General features: G+C 72.6%; 13 protein-coding genes. 9 read left to right on the plus strand and 4 right to left on the minus strand.

Annotated elements, in window-relative coordinates:
* Positions 1-145: 145 nt before the first annotated feature.
* The 7 genes from MY520_RS00140 (at position 146) to MY520_RS00170 (ending at position 9,650) form a co-directional block, all read left to right on the plus strand.
* Positions 146-1,633 carry a polysaccharide biosynthesis tyrosine autokinase gene (locus MY520_RS00140; RefSeq protein WP_436688851.1) on the plus strand — a complete coding sequence of 496 codons (1,488 nt, stop codon included), beginning with the start codon at positions 146-148 and terminating at the stop codon, positions 1,631-1,633.
* A complete protein-coding gene (locus tag MY520_RS00145; RefSeq protein WP_436688853.1) occupies positions 1,630-3,450 on the plus strand; it encodes a polysaccharide biosynthesis protein in 1,821 nt (606 codons plus the stop codon). Before MY520_RS00140 ends, MY520_RS00145 begins: the two co-directional genes overlap by 4 nt.
* Complete coding sequence (locus tag MY520_RS00150; RefSeq protein ID WP_436688855.1) at positions 3,447-4,607, plus strand: DegT/DnrJ/EryC1/StrS family aminotransferase; 1,161 nt, start codon at positions 3,447-3,449, stop codon at positions 4,605-4,607. Before MY520_RS00145 ends, MY520_RS00150 begins: the two co-directional genes overlap by 4 nt.
* 3 nt (positions 4,608-4,610) lie before the next feature.
* Complete coding sequence (locus MY520_RS00155) at positions 4,611-5,909, plus strand: glycosyltransferase family 4 protein (protein WP_436688857.1); 1,299 nt, start codon at positions 4,611-4,613, stop codon at positions 5,907-5,909.
* Positions 5,906-6,931 carry an SDR family NAD(P)-dependent oxidoreductase gene (locus MY520_RS00160; protein ID WP_436688859.1) on the plus strand — a complete coding sequence of 342 codons (1,026 nt, stop codon included), beginning with the start codon at positions 5,906-5,908 and terminating at the stop codon, positions 6,929-6,931. The genes MY520_RS00155 and MY520_RS00160 overlap by 4 nt, the downstream gene beginning before the upstream one ends.
* Positions 6,932-6,933: 2 nt before the next feature.
* Positions 6,934-8,037, plus strand: coding sequence for a polysaccharide biosynthesis C-terminal domain-containing protein (locus MY520_RS00165; RefSeq protein ID WP_436688861.1), 1,104 nt, complete (start codon positions 6,934-6,936; stop codon positions 8,035-8,037).
* 89 nt (positions 8,038-8,126) lie between these two features.
* Entirely contained in the window at positions 8,127-9,650 is a 1,524-nt protein-coding gene (locus MY520_RS00170) for a hypothetical protein (protein ID WP_436688863.1), read from the plus strand.
* On the opposite strand, the gene MY520_RS00175 is transcribed toward MY520_RS00170, so the two are convergent.
* From MY520_RS00175 to wecB, 4 genes are all read right to left on the minus strand, one after another.
* On the minus strand, positions 9,619-10,875 hold the full coding sequence (locus tag MY520_RS00175; protein ID WP_436688865.1) for an oligosaccharide flippase family protein: 1,257 nt from the start codon (positions 10,873-10,875) through the stop codon (positions 9,619-9,621). The two genes, MY520_RS00170 and MY520_RS00175, sit on opposite strands and share 32 nt — an antisense overlap.
* Before the next feature lie 159 nt (positions 10,876-11,034).
* A complete protein-coding gene (locus MY520_RS00180) occupies positions 11,035-11,982 on the minus strand; it encodes a glycosyltransferase (protein ID WP_436688867.1) in 948 nt (315 codons plus the stop codon).
* A 37-nt stretch (positions 11,983-12,019) separates the two neighbouring features.
* Positions 12,020-13,207 (minus strand): glycosyltransferase family 4 protein, encoded by a 1,188-nt coding sequence (locus tag MY520_RS00185; protein WP_436688869.1) that lies wholly within the window; start codon positions 13,205-13,207, stop codon positions 12,020-12,022.
* Between the two features lie 26 nt (positions 13,208-13,233).
* Positions 13,234-14,343 (minus strand): non-hydrolyzing UDP-N-acetylglucosamine 2-epimerase, encoded by a 1,110-nt coding sequence (gene wecB, locus MY520_RS00190; protein ID WP_436688871.1) that lies wholly within the window; start codon positions 14,341-14,343, stop codon positions 13,234-13,236.
* Between the two features lie 137 nt (positions 14,344-14,480).
* Between wecB and MY520_RS00195 the strand changes: the two genes are divergently transcribed.
* Together MY520_RS00195 and MY520_RS00200 are read left to right on the plus strand one after the other, a co-directional pair.
* Complete coding sequence (locus MY520_RS00195) at positions 14,481-15,254, plus strand: FkbM family methyltransferase (RefSeq protein ID WP_436688873.1); 774 nt, start codon at positions 14,481-14,483, stop codon at positions 15,252-15,254.
* Entirely contained in the window at positions 15,254-16,450 is a 1,197-nt protein-coding gene (locus MY520_RS00200) for a glycosyltransferase family 4 protein (RefSeq protein ID WP_436688875.1), read from the plus strand. Before MY520_RS00195 ends, MY520_RS00200 begins: the two co-directional genes overlap by 1 nt.
* Positions 16,451-16,591: the final 141 nt, after the last annotated feature.

Genomic DNA, 16,591 nt, shown 5'->3' on the forward strand with positions numbered 1-16,591 from the left:
GAGTGGCCGGAGAGCTTGCGGCGGAGGGTTAGTCCGACCGTTCCGGTCCTGTAGCGTTCGGCGCCTTCGGGGGGCCGAGTCGCCGCTTGCAGTGGCCGCGGCCTTGCGCTGAGAAACGGTGCTCGGACGAGGGGAATAGCTCGTTGTGAACAACCTGCTACGCGCAGCGCGTTCTCAATGGTGGCTGCTGCTGATCGCGGTCGCGGCCGGCCTCGGCCTCGCGGGGGCCCTGAGCTGGCTCGCGACCCCCCTGTACACCTCGTCGACCCAGTTGTTCGTGTCTGCTGCCAGTCCCCTCAACATCTCCGACGCCTACTCGGGCAACCTCTTCTCCGAGAAACGGGTGAACTCGTACGCCCGGCTCCTCACCAGCGAGCAGATGGCCGGCCTGGTCATCGAGGACCTCGGGCTGGACACGACGCCGGCGCAGCTGGCCGGGCAGGTGGCGGCGCGGCCGGTGCCCAACACCGTCATCCTCGAGGCCACCGTCACCGACACGTCGCCCGAGCGGGCCCAGCGCATCGCGGCGTCCCTGGGGGCCCGGTTCACCGAGCGGGTGACCGAGCTCGAGGCACCCGACGACGCCGACACCTTGACGGTCAGGGTGACGACCGTCGAGCCGGCGGACTTCAATCCCGAGCCGATCAGTCCGCGGCCCCGTCGCAACCTGGCTGTCGGCGCACTGCTCGGCCTGCTGGCGGGTCTGGGGTTGGCGCTGTTCCGTCTGCGGCTCCACGACGCGCGGCTCGACGAGACCGTGACGAGCAGGGACGACATCCGGGAGCTCACAGGGGTGGGGTTGATGGGCACGGTGCTGGACGACCCCCGGCTGACGGAGAAGCACCTCGTCACCGACTTCGACGAGCCCTCGGTGACCGCCGAGGCCTTCCGTGCCATCCGCACGAACCTGCAGTTCGTCGGTGACGAGCACCCGCCGCGGGCCATCGTGGTGACCAGTGCGGTCCCCGGCGAGGGGAAGTCGACCGTCGCCGTGAACCTGGCCACGGCCCTCGCGCAGTCGGGCAGCCGGGTGGCCCTCGTCGAGGCCGACCTCCGTCGTCCCCGCGTCCCCGGGTACATGGGGGTGTCCGGAGCGGTGGGGCTCACCGACGTGGTGGCCGGCACCGCCGACCTCGACGAGGTGGCCCAGCCTTGGGGGGACGGGAACCTCACCGTCCTGGGCTCCGGTTCCCCGGTGCCCAACCCCAGCGAGCTCCTCGGCTCGGCCCCCGTCCGGTCCCTGCTGCAGCGGCTTCGGGACACGCAGGACTACGTCGTCATCGACGCGCCACCCCTGCTTCCGGTCACGGACGCGGCGGTGCTCAGCGTGCTGGCCGACGGCTGCGTGATCACGACCCGGTTCGGCCACACGCGACGCGAGCAGCTCGCCGAGGCGGCCGAGACGCTGGCCCGGGTCGACGCCACCCTGCTGGGTGTCGTGCTCAACCGGGTGCCCAGGTCCCGGGCCGTCGCCTCCGACGCCGCCTACGGGTACGAGCCCGGCACCGACCCGAAGGCGACGTACCCCGCCGGCGCGGCCGGCCGTCCCGTCGCTGGGAGGCGCCGTCGGCGCTTCGGGCTGCGCGGCCGTGGACCGCTCGCCGGGTCGCGACTCGGAGGTGAGCTCACATGAGGGAGCGCCCCCGCTGGCACTGGCGGGTCGCCGGGTACGCCGTCCTCGCGGCCGACGTCCTCTCCCTGCAGGCCGGGCTGACCCTGGCCGTCGCCGGGCGCTACGACGGCCACCTCGAGCGGATCAACGTCGGTGGTCTCCTCACCTGCTTCGCGGTGGCCGCGTCGACCTTCGCCGTCGTCGCCGCGGCGCTGAAGCTGCACCAGGGGCGCTACGCCGTGGGGAGCGCCGACGAGGTGAAGGGGCTGTGCCTCGCCGTGGCGGTCGCCGCGACGGCGTCGTTCGGCGTCGACCTGGCCGTGTACGTGTCCTACGGCGCCCCGCGCATGCTGCCGTTGTCGGTGCCGATCCTCGGTGCGGTCATCGCGTTCGTCCTCATGCTGGGCTTCCGGCTGGTGCTCCGCAGCCAGCGCGAGGGGGCCATCCGGCCGAGATCCGGGCGGCGCACGCTCGTGTTCGGTGCCGGCGAGGCGGCGCACCAGCTCATCCGGTCGATGCTCGGCGATCCGACGAGCCCCTACCTGCCCGTCGGCCTGCTGGACGACGACCCGGCGAAGCGCCACGTGCGCATCCGCGGCGTGCGCACGATCGGTGACCGGAGCCGCATCGAGGCGGCCGTCGCGGCGACGGGCGCCGAGGTCCTCGTGATCGCGATGCCGTCGGCCGAGGCGCCCCTCGTTCGGGACGTCTCGCAGCGGGCCCGGGCGGCGGGGCTGACCGTGAAGGTGCTGCCCAAGCTCTCCGAGCTCCTCAGCGGCCGGGTGGGCATCCGCGACGTGCGGGACATCCACATCGCCGACCTGCTCGGCCGACGCCAGATCGACACGAACGTCTGCGAGATCGCCGGCTACCTGACGGGCAAACGCGTGCTCGTCACCGGCGCGGGCGGTTCGATCGGGTCGGAGCTGTGCCGGCAGATCGCCGGCTTCCAGCCGGCCGAGCTGATGATGCTGGACCGGGACGAGTCGGCCCTGCACGCCGTCTCGCTCAGCATCCACGGGGAGGCGCGGCTGGACCTCCCCGAGGCGATCCTGGCCGACATCCGCGACGGCGAGGCCCTGCGCGAGACGTTCCTGGAGCGCCGGCCGGACGTGGTGTTCCACGCCGCCGCGCTCAAGCACGTCAACATGCTCGAGCAGTACCCGGCCGAGGGATGGAAGACCAACGTCCTCGGGACGAGGAACGTCCTGGCGGCGGCCACCAGCGTGGGCGTCACCCACTTCATCAACATCTCGACCGACAAGGCCGCCGACCCGGTCAACGTCCTCGGTCGGACCAAGCGTCTGGCCGAGCAGCTCACCGCGGCCTTCGCCCTGCGCAACGAGGGCCGGTTCCTGTCGGTCCGGTTCGGCAACGTGCTCGGCAGCCGCGGCTCGGTCCTGGAGACCTTCGCCGCGCAGATCGCCCGGGGCGGGCCGGTCACCGTGACCCACCCGGACGTCACGCGCTACTTCATGACGATCCCCGAGGCCGTCGAGCTGGTCATCCAGGCCGGCGCGATCGGCGGCGGTGGGGAGGCACTCGTCCTGGACATGGGGCAGCCGGTGCGCATCGCCGACGTCGCGCGTCAGTTGATCGACATGGAGGAGCGGCCGATCGCCATCGTGTTCACGGGGTTGCGGCCGGGGGAGAAGATGCGCGAGAAGCTCTTCGGCGGCGGTGAGGTCGACCAGCGCCCCGTCCACCCGCTGATCAGCCACGTGCCGGTGCCCCCGCTCGACCGGGACGTCCTCTGGCGCCTGGGTCCGTCGGGCCTCCTCGATGCCCCGGCGGTCTCCGGCCTCCGCGCACCGGCGAAGGACATGGTCTCGTGGTGACGCCGACCGGCCTCCGCGGGCGGATCCGGCTCTCCGCCCCGGATGTCGGACGGCGGGAGGAGCAACTGGTCGTGGAGGCCGTCCGCTCCGGTTACGTCGCGCCCCTCGGGCCCATGGTCGATGCCTTCGAGGCCGAGGTCGCCGCCCGCTGCCACCGCCGCCACGCCGTCGCGCTGTCCTCCGGGACGGCCGCGCTGCACCTGGCCCTGCTGGAGATCGGCGCGGGCCCCGGGACGGTCGTCATCGTCCCCACGCTCACCTTCGTGGCCACCGCCAACGCGGTGGTCTACGTCGGGGCCGAGCCCTTCTTCGTCGACTGCGACCGGGAGTCGGGCAACCTGGACCCCGAGTTGCTGGAGCGGTGCCTGGCGGAGCTCGAGGCGGAGGGCGCCGTGGTGGCGGCGGTCGTGCCGGTCGACCTCTTCGGGCGCTGCGCGGACTACACGCGCCTCGTGCCGATCTGCGAGAGCCACGGCGTCCCGCTGATCTCGGACGCCGCCGAGGCCCTCGGCTCCGCCCACGCCGGGCGTCCGGCCGGCTCCTTCGGTCGCATGGCGACCCTCTCGTTCAACGGCAACAAGATCATGACGACCAGCGGCGGGGGGATGCTCCTCACCGACGACGAGGTCGTCGCCGAGCGGGCCCGCTACCTCAGCACGCAGGCACGCCAACCGACGGTGCACTACGAGCACACCGAGATCGGCTACAACTACCGGCTGAGCAACCTCCTGGCCGCACTGGGCCTGGCCCAGCTGGAACGCCTCGACGAGATGATCGGCCGGCGGCGCGCCATCCGGCAGCGGTACGCCCGCCTGTTCGACGGTCGCGCGGGCGTGCGCGTCTTCCAGAGCCCGGCGGACGACGGCGACAACTGCTGGCTCTCCGCGATCGTGGTAGACCCGGCCGAAGCAGGCTGGTCCTCCGACGAGCTCCGGCTGGTGCTGGACGCCCACGACATCGAGTCCCGGCCGATGTGGAAGCCGATGCACCGGCAGCCGGTCTACGCGCGCGCCCGGTCGCTCGAGAACGGCGCCGCCGAGCGCCTGTTCGCCGACGGGCTGGTCCTGCCCAGTGGTTCGGCCCTCACCGACGACCAGATCGCAGCGGTGTCGACGACCGTCGACGAGTTCCTCGATGAGCGGAGAGGGATGGGGTAGGACATGCGGACTGCCTTCTTCACGCAGTTGTGGGTGCCCGAGGTCCCCCGTCAGCTGTCCGACATCGTCGAGGAGCTCGTCGCTCGTGGCCACGACGTCTCCGTGGTCACGGGCTTCCCGAACTACCCGACGGGGAGGATCTACGAGGGCTGGCGCCAGCGCCCCTGGGCCAACTACTCGACCGATGGCTACCACCTGAAGCGGGTCGCCCACTTCCCGAGCCACGACTCCTCCGCCGTTCGACGGGCCGCGAGCTATCTGAGCTTCGGGCTGGCCACAGCGGTCTTCGGGTGGCGGGAGCTCAGGGCCGCGGACGTCGTCTACGTCTACCACCCGCCGCTGACCACGGCCCTCGGCCCCTGGGTCAACCGCGTGCTCGGGGGTGCACCGTTCGTCCTGCACGTGCAGGACCTGTGGCCCGAGTCGGTGGTGGCTGCCGACATGATCGACCGCCGGGTCGTCGGCCGCGTATCCGCGGTGCTGGCGCGCCTGTGCGCGGCCGTCTACCGGAGGGCCGGTGCCGTCATCTGCATCGCGCCCACCATGGCCCGGCTGCTCCACGAGCGTGGCGTGCCCGCGTCGAAGGTGGAGGTGGTGGACAACTGGGCGGACGAGACCATCTACTTCCCGACCGAGAGACGGCCGGAGCTCCTCCGGTCGCTCGGCCTCGACGGCTGCACCACGGTGATGTTCGCCGGCAACATGGGCGTGGTCCAGGGACTGGACACGGTGATCGAGGCCGCGGCCCGGGTCCGCGAACTCGATGACTTCCGCCTGGTCCTCGTCGGCGACGGGGTCGAGCGGGAGTCGCTGCAGCAGCTCGCCGGCGAACTCGGCGCCGGCAACGTCGTCTTCCTCGGCTCCCGGCCGCGCGCGGAGATGAACGACCTGATCGCGGCGGCCGATGCCCAGGTGGTGAGCCTCCGCGACCTCCCGCACCTCCGCGGCACGATCCCCAGCAAGCTCGGCACCGTGATGGCCTGTGGCCGCCCGGTCATCTGCTCCGTCGCCGGCGACGCCAGAGCGATGGTCGAGCGCGCCGGGGCGGGGTGGACCTGCGACAGCGACGACGCCGACGCCCTCGCGCAGGCCTTCCGGGCCGTCCACGCCGCGTCACCTGCCGAGCGCGAGAAGCGCGGTGCCGCGGCCCGGACCTTCTACGAGGCGACCATGGCGAAGTCGATCAGCGTGCCGCGGATCGAGCAGATCCTCAGTCGGACGGCCGCCGCGGAGGCGGCCCCTGACCGGCGCCGCAGGCCGGTGGGCCTGCGGGCTCCACGGTTGAGGAGGGAATCGGCATGACCACGTCCATGGCGGGGGCCGTCGTCCTGATCACCGGGGGGACCGGTTCCTTCGGGTCCACGATGGCGCGGGCGCTGCTCGCCGAGGACGTCGCCCAGATCCGCATCCTCAGCCGCGACGAGGCCAAGCAGGACGACCTCCGGCGACGGTTGCGCGACGAGCGCATGCGGTTCTACGTGGGTGACGTGCGGGATCCCGCCAGCGTCGAGGACGCCGTCCGCGGGGTGCACCACGTCTTCCACGCTGCCGCCCTGAAGCAGGTCCCCTCGTGCGAGTTCTTCCCGTCCCAGGCTGTGCTCACCAACGTGACGGGCAGCCACCACGTCGTGGAGGCAGCGCACCGCCACGGAGTCCGGTCTGTGGTCCTGCTGAGCACGGACAAGGCGGTCTACCCGATCAACGCCATGGGGATGACCAAGGCGCTGATGGAGAAGACGGCCCTGGCGTTCGCCCGCAACAACCCGGAGACCGACACGGTCGTGTCGGTGGTGCGGTACGGGAACGTCCTCCACTCCCGGGGCTCCGTCGTCCCCCTCTTCCTGGAGCAGGTCGCCGCCCGCCAGCCCATGACCCTGACCGATCCGGACATGACCCGGTTCCTCATGTCCCTGGACCAGTCGGTCGACCTCGTCCGGTACGCGCTGCTGCACGCGCGGCCCGGTGATCTCTTCGTCCGCAAGGCGCCGGCGGCGACGGTCCGCACCCTGGCCGAGGCGGTGGCCGAGCTCATGGGTGTGCCACCGGACACGAAGGTCATCGGGACCCGCCACGGTGAGAAGGTCTTCGAGACCCTGCTCTCGCGCGAGGAGGTGCTCCGCGCCGAGGACAGCGGGGCCTACTTCCGCGTCCCGCTCGATGCCCGGTCGCTCAACTACGGCCTCTACTTCGAGCAGGGGGAGCGGGCCAAGGCGGCCATCGACGACTACACCTCCCACAGCACCGAGCGGCTGGAGGTCGACGGCGTCGTCAAGCTGCTGCAGTCCGTGCCCGAGATCATGGCGGCCGTGGGCGCCCTGGTATGAGGGTGGCGGTCACGGGGGCCGGGGGCTTCCTCGGATGGCACCTGCAGTGCGCCCTGCTGGCCGACGGGCGGCACGACGTCCTCCCGCTGGGCCGCGCGGAGACGGCCGATCCGGGTCGGCTCGCCGCGCTGCTCCGGGACTGCGACGCGGTGGTGCACCTGGCCGGGGTGAACCGGGGCAGCGACGAGGCGGTCGACCGCGGCAACCGGGAGCTCGCCACGACGCTGGCCGAGGCGCTGGCCGGGAGCGACGTGCGCACGGTCGTGCACGCCAACTCGATCCACGCGGGCACGCCGTCGGCGTTCGGGCAGAGCAAGGCGTTCGCCGCGGAGGAGCTGGCCCGCGGCGCGTCGAAGATCGGGGCCGAGTTCACCGACGTGGTGCTGCCGAACGTCTTCGGAGCGGGTGGGCGCCCGCACTACAACTCCGTGGTCGCCACCTTCTGTCACGAACTCGTGGCCGGACGACGACCGACCGTGCTGCAGGACAGGGAGCTGCCGCTGCTGCACGCCCAGGACGCCGTCGACGTCGTGATCGCGGCGCTGGGCGCCGGGGCGGGCTCCGTGATCCGCCCGGAGGGCCACGCCGTCACCGTCTCCGAGCTGCTCGCGCACCTGGAGGACCTGAGCGGTTACGCGTGCACGGGCGCGCTCCCCGACCTGTCCACGCCCTTCCGGGTCGCTCTCTTCGCCACCTTCCAGGCGTTCTGCTTCCCCGGGTCGTTCCCCGTCGACCTCGTTGCCCACGAGGACGCACGGGGCACGCTGTTCGAGGCCGTGCAGGCCCGCCGCACGGACACGCTGTCCTTCGTGTCGACCACGGTGCCGGGAGCGGTGCGCGGCCAGCACTTCCACCGCCGGAAGATCGAACGGTTCGTCGTGGTGGACGGGGAGGCCGAGATCCGGCTCCGCCGGCTGGTCACCGGTGAGGAGGAGCGCTTCGAGGTCTCCGGGCGCCGGCCCCAGGCGGTCGACATGCCGCCGCTGTGGGCCCACTCCCTGAAGAACACCGGCCCCGGGCTGCTGACGACGGTCTTCTGGGCCAACGAGCTGCTCGATCCGCAGCAGCCCGACACCTACCCCTCCCCGGTCCACGCCTCGTCATGAACCGGGACGGGGCGCACGGCGGCACCGGGTCGTCCGACTCGTCCGGAGCGGTGGCTGCCGGGAGGCGCTCAGCCGCAGCCGGTCCGACGGTGGCGCTGGCGGTGTGGCTGGCTGCGGCGGGCGGTCTGCTCCTCGTGGACGGGACCGTCCCGGTCGGGGAGACCCAGCGGTTCGTGGCGACGTCCCTGATGCTCTCCGCGTTCGGGGTCGTCCTGGGCGCCCTCATCGCCAGGCCCTCGGGGCTGCGACGGAGCCTCGTCCGGCTGCAACTGGGCCCGTGGGTGTGCGTCAGCTTCGCCGTGGTCTACGGGCTGGCGTCCCTCATCTGGCTGGTCCCGGCGTCGATCCCGGGGGACGAACAGCGTGCGGCGGTGGACCCCGCCTACCTCGTCCCCGCGCTGCTCGTGGTGGCGGCCGGGCTGTCGTGCTTCTGCCTCGGGTACCGGGCCGCGCCGCGAGCGCTGCGCCGGACGGCCGCCGCGGCGGACGCCGCCCTGTCCGGGGCACCGGGCCGGGAGGTCGGGGCCCGCTCCGTCCTCGCGCTCTGGGGGATCGCCGTGCTCGCGCAGGCGGGCTCCATCAGGACCGGCTCCTTCGGCTACCTGGCGGACCCGCAGGCGGCACTGGCGGCCACGTCCTCGGTCCCGGCGGTGCTGGCCCTCTTCGGGAACCTGGGGCTGCTCGCGAGCCTCCTGGCCGGGTGGCGCCACGCCGTCTCCCGGACCCCGTCCTCGCTGGTGCTGCTGCTCTTCGTGCTCCTCTCCCAGCTGGCGCTCGGGCTGTTCTCCGGGATGAAGGAGCAGGTGATCATCCAGGTGTTCGCCGCCGCCTTCGGTTACGGGCTGCGGCGACGCGTCCGGCTGGCCCCGATCCTGGTCGCGGGCGCCGTGTTCGTCGTCTTCGTCGTCCCGTTCGTGACCCAGTACCGCGTCGCCGTGCTGGCCGGATCGGGACGCCTGGCCCCGTCGGACGTCGTGGCGGTCGTGGGCCTGGAGGACCTCCTGTCCGCCTCCGAGGAGACGTCGGTCGCCGCCTCCGCCGAGCAGCTGGCCGACCGGCTGGCCCGGGTCGGGGACGTCGCGGTCGTCCTGCAGAAGACGCCGGCCGTCGTCCCCTACCGGTCGCCCGTGGACCTGGCGTCGAGTCCCTTCCTGGGGATGGTCCCGCGTTCCCTCTGGCCCGGGAAACCGGTGCTCGACGCGGGGTACGTCATGAGCACGGAGTACTACGGCCTCCCCGCGGACGTCTACACGTCGAGCGCCATGACCCCGTACGGCGACCTGTGGCGCCACGGCGGGATCTGGGTGCTGGTTCTCGGCATGGCCGGCCTCGGCATGCTCGTGCGGAGCGTCGACGACCGTCCGGGGGACCCGGCCACGGACCCCCGGTTGTTGTTCCTCCCCATGCTGCTGTTCACGCCGCTGGTCAAGCAGGAGATCGACTACCTCAACCTCATGGCCTCCCTGGTGACCACCGTCGTCGCCACCACCGTCGCCTCGCGGGTGGTGGCCGCCACGTCGGGCGGCCCGGGACGACGGCGCGGCGACCGCGACGTCGGGTCCGGCCTGCGGGTACCACGGGCTACGCCGCCTGCGGCGGTTCCGTCCCGCTGACACGTCCCGGCGACCGGACCGCCCGGAGCGCGGACCACAGCAGGAGGAAGACCGCGATGTACGTGACCGACGAGGTCACGGCGGCGCCCATCGTCCCCAGGCGGGGGACGAGGACGACGAGCCCGACGACGGTGACCAGCACCCCGGCGCACTCGCTCCGGGCGACGAGACCGGGTCTCCCCAGGCCACGCAGGAGGTCGCCCAGCACCTGGTTCACGACGAAGAAGGCGGCTCCCGGAGCGAGGGCGAGCAGCAGGAGCGGAACGCCGCCGAAGCCGGGCCCGAACAGGAGCGGGACGACCACCGGGGCGCAGACGACGACGACCGCGACACCCGCCAGTGCGACGGCGAAGGCCCCCCGCACGGCCTGGCGCACGGTGGCATCGGAGCCGCCGCGCCGGGCGATCTGGGGGAACGCGACGTTGCCGAACGACACGACGAGCGGCATCACGAGCAGGCTGAGCGAGACGGCCACCGCGTACTGACCCAGGGCACTGGGAGCCACCAGGAGGGCGAGGACCACCTGGTCGATGCGGCCGTTCACGCCGTTCGGCACGGTCGAGGCCATGTTGGACAGGCCGTACCTCGTCAAGGGCCCGGCACGGGCTCGCGTGAACCGGCCGCGGGGGAGACCGAGGGATCGGTAGAGCCACCACGCCAGGCACGCCTGGAGGAGGAGGGACACTCCCAGGCTCGCCATGACCCCCGGGACGTCGAGCCCGGGGACCATCATCGCCGCCGCGAGGACCGCGGCGAACAGCAGGGGCTGGCTCAGCCGCACGACGTTCCACCGCCGGATGTGCAGAGCCTGCAGGGCGCAGACAGCCGGTGCGGCCAGGAAGGCCACGACGACGCAGCCGATCGTGACGAGGAGCCCGGCCCGGCGATCCTCCGACCCGTCCATGAACGTGACGGCGGCGAGGGCGACGAAGCCCGCCCCCGCCAGGCTCAACGGCAGCAGCATCACCAGGGCTGTGCGTACGTGCGTGTCGGCCGCCCGCTCGTCCCGGGCGGCGAAGAACACCACGGCGGCGGACAGCCCCAGATCGAAGACGACGAGCACCAGCCCGAACAGGGAGGTGATCGCGGCGTAGTCACCGCGGCCGGCGGGTCCGAGCAGCCGGGCGAGGAGCACCCCGACGGCGGCGGCGAGCATCGTGGTCAGGACGTTGTAGACCGCCGTGCGACGGACCGTGGCCAGGTAGCCGGGACCAGATCGCTCCACGGCCCGCCTTCCGACTGCCCCCGGTGGCCATGCGCACGCCGCGTGGGGTCGCTCGCCCGCTCCACGTCGACGCGCTTCGCGCCGGGCCGGATCGTATCGAGACAGGGGCGTACGGGGCGGGGTCGTCCCGCCGGTCGTCGCCTCGGCCCAGGCGGGCCGCTACCCCAGGAGCCAGTCGAAGTAGGCCCGCGGGTCGAAGGGTGCCGGGTCCGGGGGGACCTCGGCGGCCAACGCGCCGGCCAGCGCGTCGGCCAGGGAGCGTGCGTCGCCGCTGCGGAAGCCGAACAGGGCCGCACCGGCGACCTCCCGGTTGTGCGCGGTGTCCTGCGCGAGCACGGGCAGACCGGCCGCCCGGGCCTCGGCCAACGGATAGCCGAACGACTCGATGCTGGTCGGGAAGTACACGGCCGCCGCCTCCGCGTACCTCGACTCGAGGGAGGGCTGGTCCAGCATGCCGAGGAAGGAGAAGCGGTCGTCGGCCCGGAGAGCCGGTGTCGCGTCGGCCGGGCCGATGGTGCAGACCACCCGCACGCGGCGGTCTCCCAGGGCGGCCTGGAGCAGCTCCAGGTGGGCGGCCAGGTTCTTGTAGGGGGAGTGGACGATCGGGCAGAGGACCGTGCCGGAGCTGGCCTCCGCGTCCCGGGGCCGGTCGGGTACCCGCAGCGGCTGCAGCCGGACGACGATCCGCTCGGCCAGATCCGGCAGCGCGGTCGACACCCGGTCGGCCATGCTGGAGCTCGGCACGACCAGGACCTCCGACCGGCGTGCGGCCAGCCGGACGACCGCCACCTGGGCGGCGAACGCTCGGCCCAGGTGCCCGACGGACCGCGCCCACTCCGTGCGGGAGAGGAACTGGTTGGCGTTGTGCAGCAGCGTCCACCGGGAGGCGCCGGCCATCGCGAAGCTGACGTTGTTGGTCGCCACGACCTTGGTGGCCCCGCGCGCGTGCACCTCCCGGCGCAGCAGCCACGGCGCGGTCACGTGCTCGCGCAGTCCGATGCAGGTGGCCTCGACGGCACCGTCCTCGGCGGCGTAGGCGAGGTACTGGGCGCGGAACCGCCCGGCCCCGCCGATGGCACCGCCCGCGAGGTCGACGACGACGGCCACTGCCTTCCTCCCGGTCCTCAGGACGTGAGACGGCTGCTCACGAGGCGGAGACCACCTCGTCGTACGTGCGGGTGAAGCGCGCCAGGGTGGCCCGGGCGTCGAACGACGACTCGGCCCGCTCCCGCGCCCGCCGGCTCATCTCGGGTCCGGACGCGCGGAGCACGTCCAGGACCCGGTCGGCCAACGCCCGGGGCACGTCGTCGCTCGGCTGCTGCGGCACCAGCCAGCCCGTCCGGCCGTCCAGCACGGTCACCCGCGTGCCCGCCGTCCCGGTGGTGACGACCGGGAGCCCACTCGCCATCGCCTCCACGACGGAGAGGCCGAAGCCCTCCTCGAACGAGGCCTGGAGGAACACCGACGCGTCGCGGTACAGCCCGGGGAGCTCGTCGGCCGTCACGTCGGAGCGGACGCGTACGCGGGAGGTCAGACCCAGGTGCGCGACCAGGTCCGACTCGGGGAGCGGCAGCCGACCGCGGCCGGCGAGGACGAGGTCGGGGACCGCCGGCTCGGCGTCGACCAGCAGCGCGTAGGCACGGATGAGCCGGTCCAGGCCCTTGCGCGGGTCCGACAGCCGGCACACCGAGAGGAGGGGGCCGCGTCGTCGCCAGCCGTCTGGGTGGGGACGGAAGCGATCGACGTCCACCCCCGGCGCAGCGATCCCGAGGCGGCCCCGGCAGTGCGGGCGCACCGCCTGGAGCATGTCCTCGTTCCACACCAGGACGGCGTCGACGGAGCGGAGGGCGCGGCGCTCCACCCGGTCCACGAGACGGGTCATCGCGGCGCGCCAGACCGTGAGCGGACCGGAGGCGGCCGCCAGTTGCGACTGGCGCTCCCAGCGCACCCTCGTGGCCGCCTGGAGGACGACGGGCACCCCCGCCCCGCGAGCCGCGTTCGCCAGCGCCGGCGCCCCGGACACGACCTGGATGACGTCGAACGCGCGCAGGGCGCGGGTGAGCTCGCTGCGCCGGCAGTAGCGCATGGGCTCCAGCTCGACGGCGTTCGCCCCCCAGTGCCGGTCGGTCCCGGAGCTCCCGAGCGGCTGGCCGATCGACCTGCGGAGCCAGGTCGCGGGAGCGGTCAGGCGGCGGCTGGCCGCGTCCCGGCTGGACGTGGCCAGGTCGTGGACGACGACGTCGTAGCCGGAGTCGATGAGGCCGTCCCGCAGCCACCGGGCCACGGTCGGGACGCCGCCCCCGGCCGTCCAGCCCTGCGTGAGCAGGGCCACGCGGTGCACCCGTCGTCGGTCGTCGTTCACCGGAGCCCGGCCCACGCGGCGTGCTGCCTGGTCGTGGACAGGATGAAGTTGCGGACGCGGATGCTGCAGTCGGTGACCTCGTAGTCCCGCGGGGCGACGGTCGTCCCGGAATCGGCCACGGCGGCACGGATGCCGGCCACCAGGGTGGCGGTGTCCAGGTCGACGGTGATGATCGAGCCGGTGTCGAGGGCCTCCGGCCGCTCGATGGACGAGCGCAGCGTGACTGCCGGGAACCCGAGGATCGAGGACTCCTCGCTGATGGTCCCGCTGTCGGACAGCACGCAGCGGGCGTGCAGCTGCAGGTGGTTGTAGTCGTGGAAACCGAACGGCTCGTGGAACCGGATGCCGCTCAGGGCGGCGACACCGTCCAGCTGCCCCAGCCTGCGCCTGGTCCGGGGGTGCGTGGAGACGACGAGCGGCAGGTCGAAGGTGTCCCGCACGGTCACGAGGCACTCGAGGAGGGCCCGCAGCCGCTCCGGTGGGTCGACGTTCTCCTCGCGGTGCGCGCTGACGAGGAAGTAGCCGGCGTGCTCGAGTTCCAGGCGCTCGAGCACGTCCGAGGCGTCGATGGCGGGTCGGTAGTGGTCGAGGACCTCCCGCATCGGGGACCCGGTGTGCATGATGCGCCGCGGCTCGATCCCCTCGGCGAGGAGATTGCGCCGCGCGTGCTCCGAGTACACCAGGTTGAAGTCGGCCACGTGGTCGACGAGCCGTCGATTGGTCTCCTCGGGGACGTTCTCGTCGAAGCAGCGGTTGCCCGCTTCCATGTGGAAGGTGGGGATGCGCATCCGTTTCGCCATCACCGCGGAGATGGCGCTGTTCGTGTCTCCCAGGACGAGAAAGGCGTCGGGCATCTCCTTCCTCAGCACCGATTCGGTCCCTCTGAGGGTGTCCCCGAGAACCGATCCCAGACTCGACGTGTCGACGTCCAGGACGTGGTCCGGCGGGCGCAGCCCGAGCTCGTCGAAGAAGACGCCGTTGAGCTGGTGGTCCCAGTTCTGTCCCGTGTGCACGAGAACGTGCTCGAAGGCCTCGTCGAGCCGCGCGATGACCCGTGAGAGGCGGATGATCTCCGGTCGCGTGCCCACGACGGTGACGACCTTCACGGGGGGACCCTAGCGCCGGGAACGGCCTGTTCGGGCCGGTCGCGACCGCCGGGGCGGTGCGGGGTGGAGAACGACCTGCCCCTGGCTCCGCGAGCGGTAGGTTCACGACCCCATGGGCCGAGGATCGGTGATGCGGTGTGACCAGTCCGATCGTTGCGCTGAAGGTCCGCGTCGCACGTTCGCTGTGCTCGGACTGGATCGGCAAGGTGGTTGCGACGACCTTCCGCGACAACGTGCCACACCGCGGTGCGCGTGTTCTGACCGGCCATTCCGAGGTCCAGCTGAAGACGAAGGCGTCGCTGTTCTGGGGGTTCTACGAGAGCGCGGAGGTGCGCTTCGTCAAGAAGTACCTCCGCCCGGATCGCGATGTGATCGAACTGGGAGCCAGCATCGGCGCGGTCTCCCGCCATGCCGCCAAGGTCCTCCACCGGGGGAGGCAGTACGTCGCCGTCGAGGCCAACCCGAGGCTGCTCGGTCTCCTCGCCGCCAACCTGAGGGCGAGCGGTGCGGACTTCGAGCTGGTCCACGCCGCGATCGTCGGGCCCGGACAACCACCCAGGGCGACGCTGTCGCTCGGTGAGACGACCGATGGTTCTCGCATCGCGGAGCCCGTGGACGCCCCCCACGGTATCGAGGTGCCGGCCACGACCCTCGGGCGTCTCCTCGACGAGCGCGGCATGCAGGACGTCTCGGTGATCAGCGACATCGAGGGGGCGGAGGCCTCCTTCCTCCTCCACGACGAGGAGTGCCGGCGCATCGGACAGCTGATCATCGAGCTGCACGACACTCAGGTCGACGGACGACCCGTCCCGGTCCGCCGACTCGTCGAGCTGGCAGGCGCCCGCGGGCTCCGGCTGGTGGACAGGCGGGGCCCGGTGTGCGTCTTCGACCGAGCCGGGACCGCCGCCTGATGGGCCCGGACGTCCGTCCGTCGCCTCGTCCCCGGGTCGCCGTCGTCGCTTCGCACCCGATCCAGCACTTCTGTCCCCTCTACCGCGCCCTGACGGCGGACGGCCGGCTGGACCTGAAGGTGTTCTTCGCCTCCGACGCCGGCAAACGGGTGTACTACGACCCGGCCTTCGGTCGCGAGATCACGTGGGGTTCGGACGTCACCGAGGGCTTCGAGCACGAGTTCCTGCCCGGCGCGGACACCCGCGACGTCACCGAGAACGCAGCCAGCCCCCGCCTCGGAGAGCGACTGGAGGCCTTCTCGCCCGACGTCGTCCAGGTGTACGGCTACAGCCGCGTCGTGTCGCGCCAGGCGCTGTACTGGGCGCGACGACGGAGGGTCCGCTCGCTGATGGTGGCCGACAGCGAGTTGCTCACCCCCCGGAGCGCCGCGCAGCGGGCCGTGAAGGCGGTGTACGTCCGGGCGCTGCTGCGCCTGCCCACCGGGTTCCTCACCATCGGTGACGAGAACGAGCGCTACTACCGCCACTACGGCGTCTCCCAGCGCCGACTGCACCGCAGCCCGATCCCGATCGACAGCGAGTTGATGAATCGGGTCCTGGCGGAGCGGGAGCAGGTGCGGCAGGGCGTCAGGAACTCCTGGGAGGTCGGCGAGGGCGATGTCGTCTCGCTGACGGTCGGCAAGTCGGTGCCTCACAAGGCCCACCCGCACGTCGTGCGCGCCGTGGGCCTGCTGCCGGCGCCCTGTCGCGACCGGACGGTGGCCGTCTTCGCCGGCGGAGGCCCGGACACCCCCCTCATCCGAGCGGAGGCCGAGCGCCTGGGGGTGCGCGTCGTGACCCCTGGATTCCTGTCGGTCACCGAGCTCATGGCGGCCTACGTGGGCGCTGACCTCGTCGTCCACCCCTCCTCGACCGATCCGCACCCGCTGGCGGTGGCCGAGGCCGTCTACGCCGGGCTGCCCGTGCTCGTCTCCGATCGGATCGGCAGCTGGGGCCCCTCCGACGACGTGCGGCCGGGGCGCAACGGGCTCCGCTATCCCTTCGGGGACGTGGCCGCCCTCGCCGAGGCCCTGACCGCGCTGGTACAGGACCCCGACCACCGCGCGCGGCTGGGGGCCGCCTCGCGGGACATCGGTCGGCACCGCACGCTGTCCGCGTCCGTGGACACCTACGTCCAGGCCGTCCTGTCCTCGTGACCGGCCGGTCCAGGACAGGTGACGTCGACGGCGCCGGCCGTCGCTCCGGACACCGCCCTCCGGGATCGGCCGCCTCGGGGGACTCCGGCGTTTCCGTCCGTCGGGGTGGACGATCCGCCCCCTGGGCCGTGGAACCCAGCT

This window comes from Geodermatophilus sp. CPCC 205506, assembly GCF_051383635.1.
GTDB lineage: Bacteria > Actinomycetota > Actinomycetes > Mycobacteriales > Geodermatophilaceae > Geodermatophilus.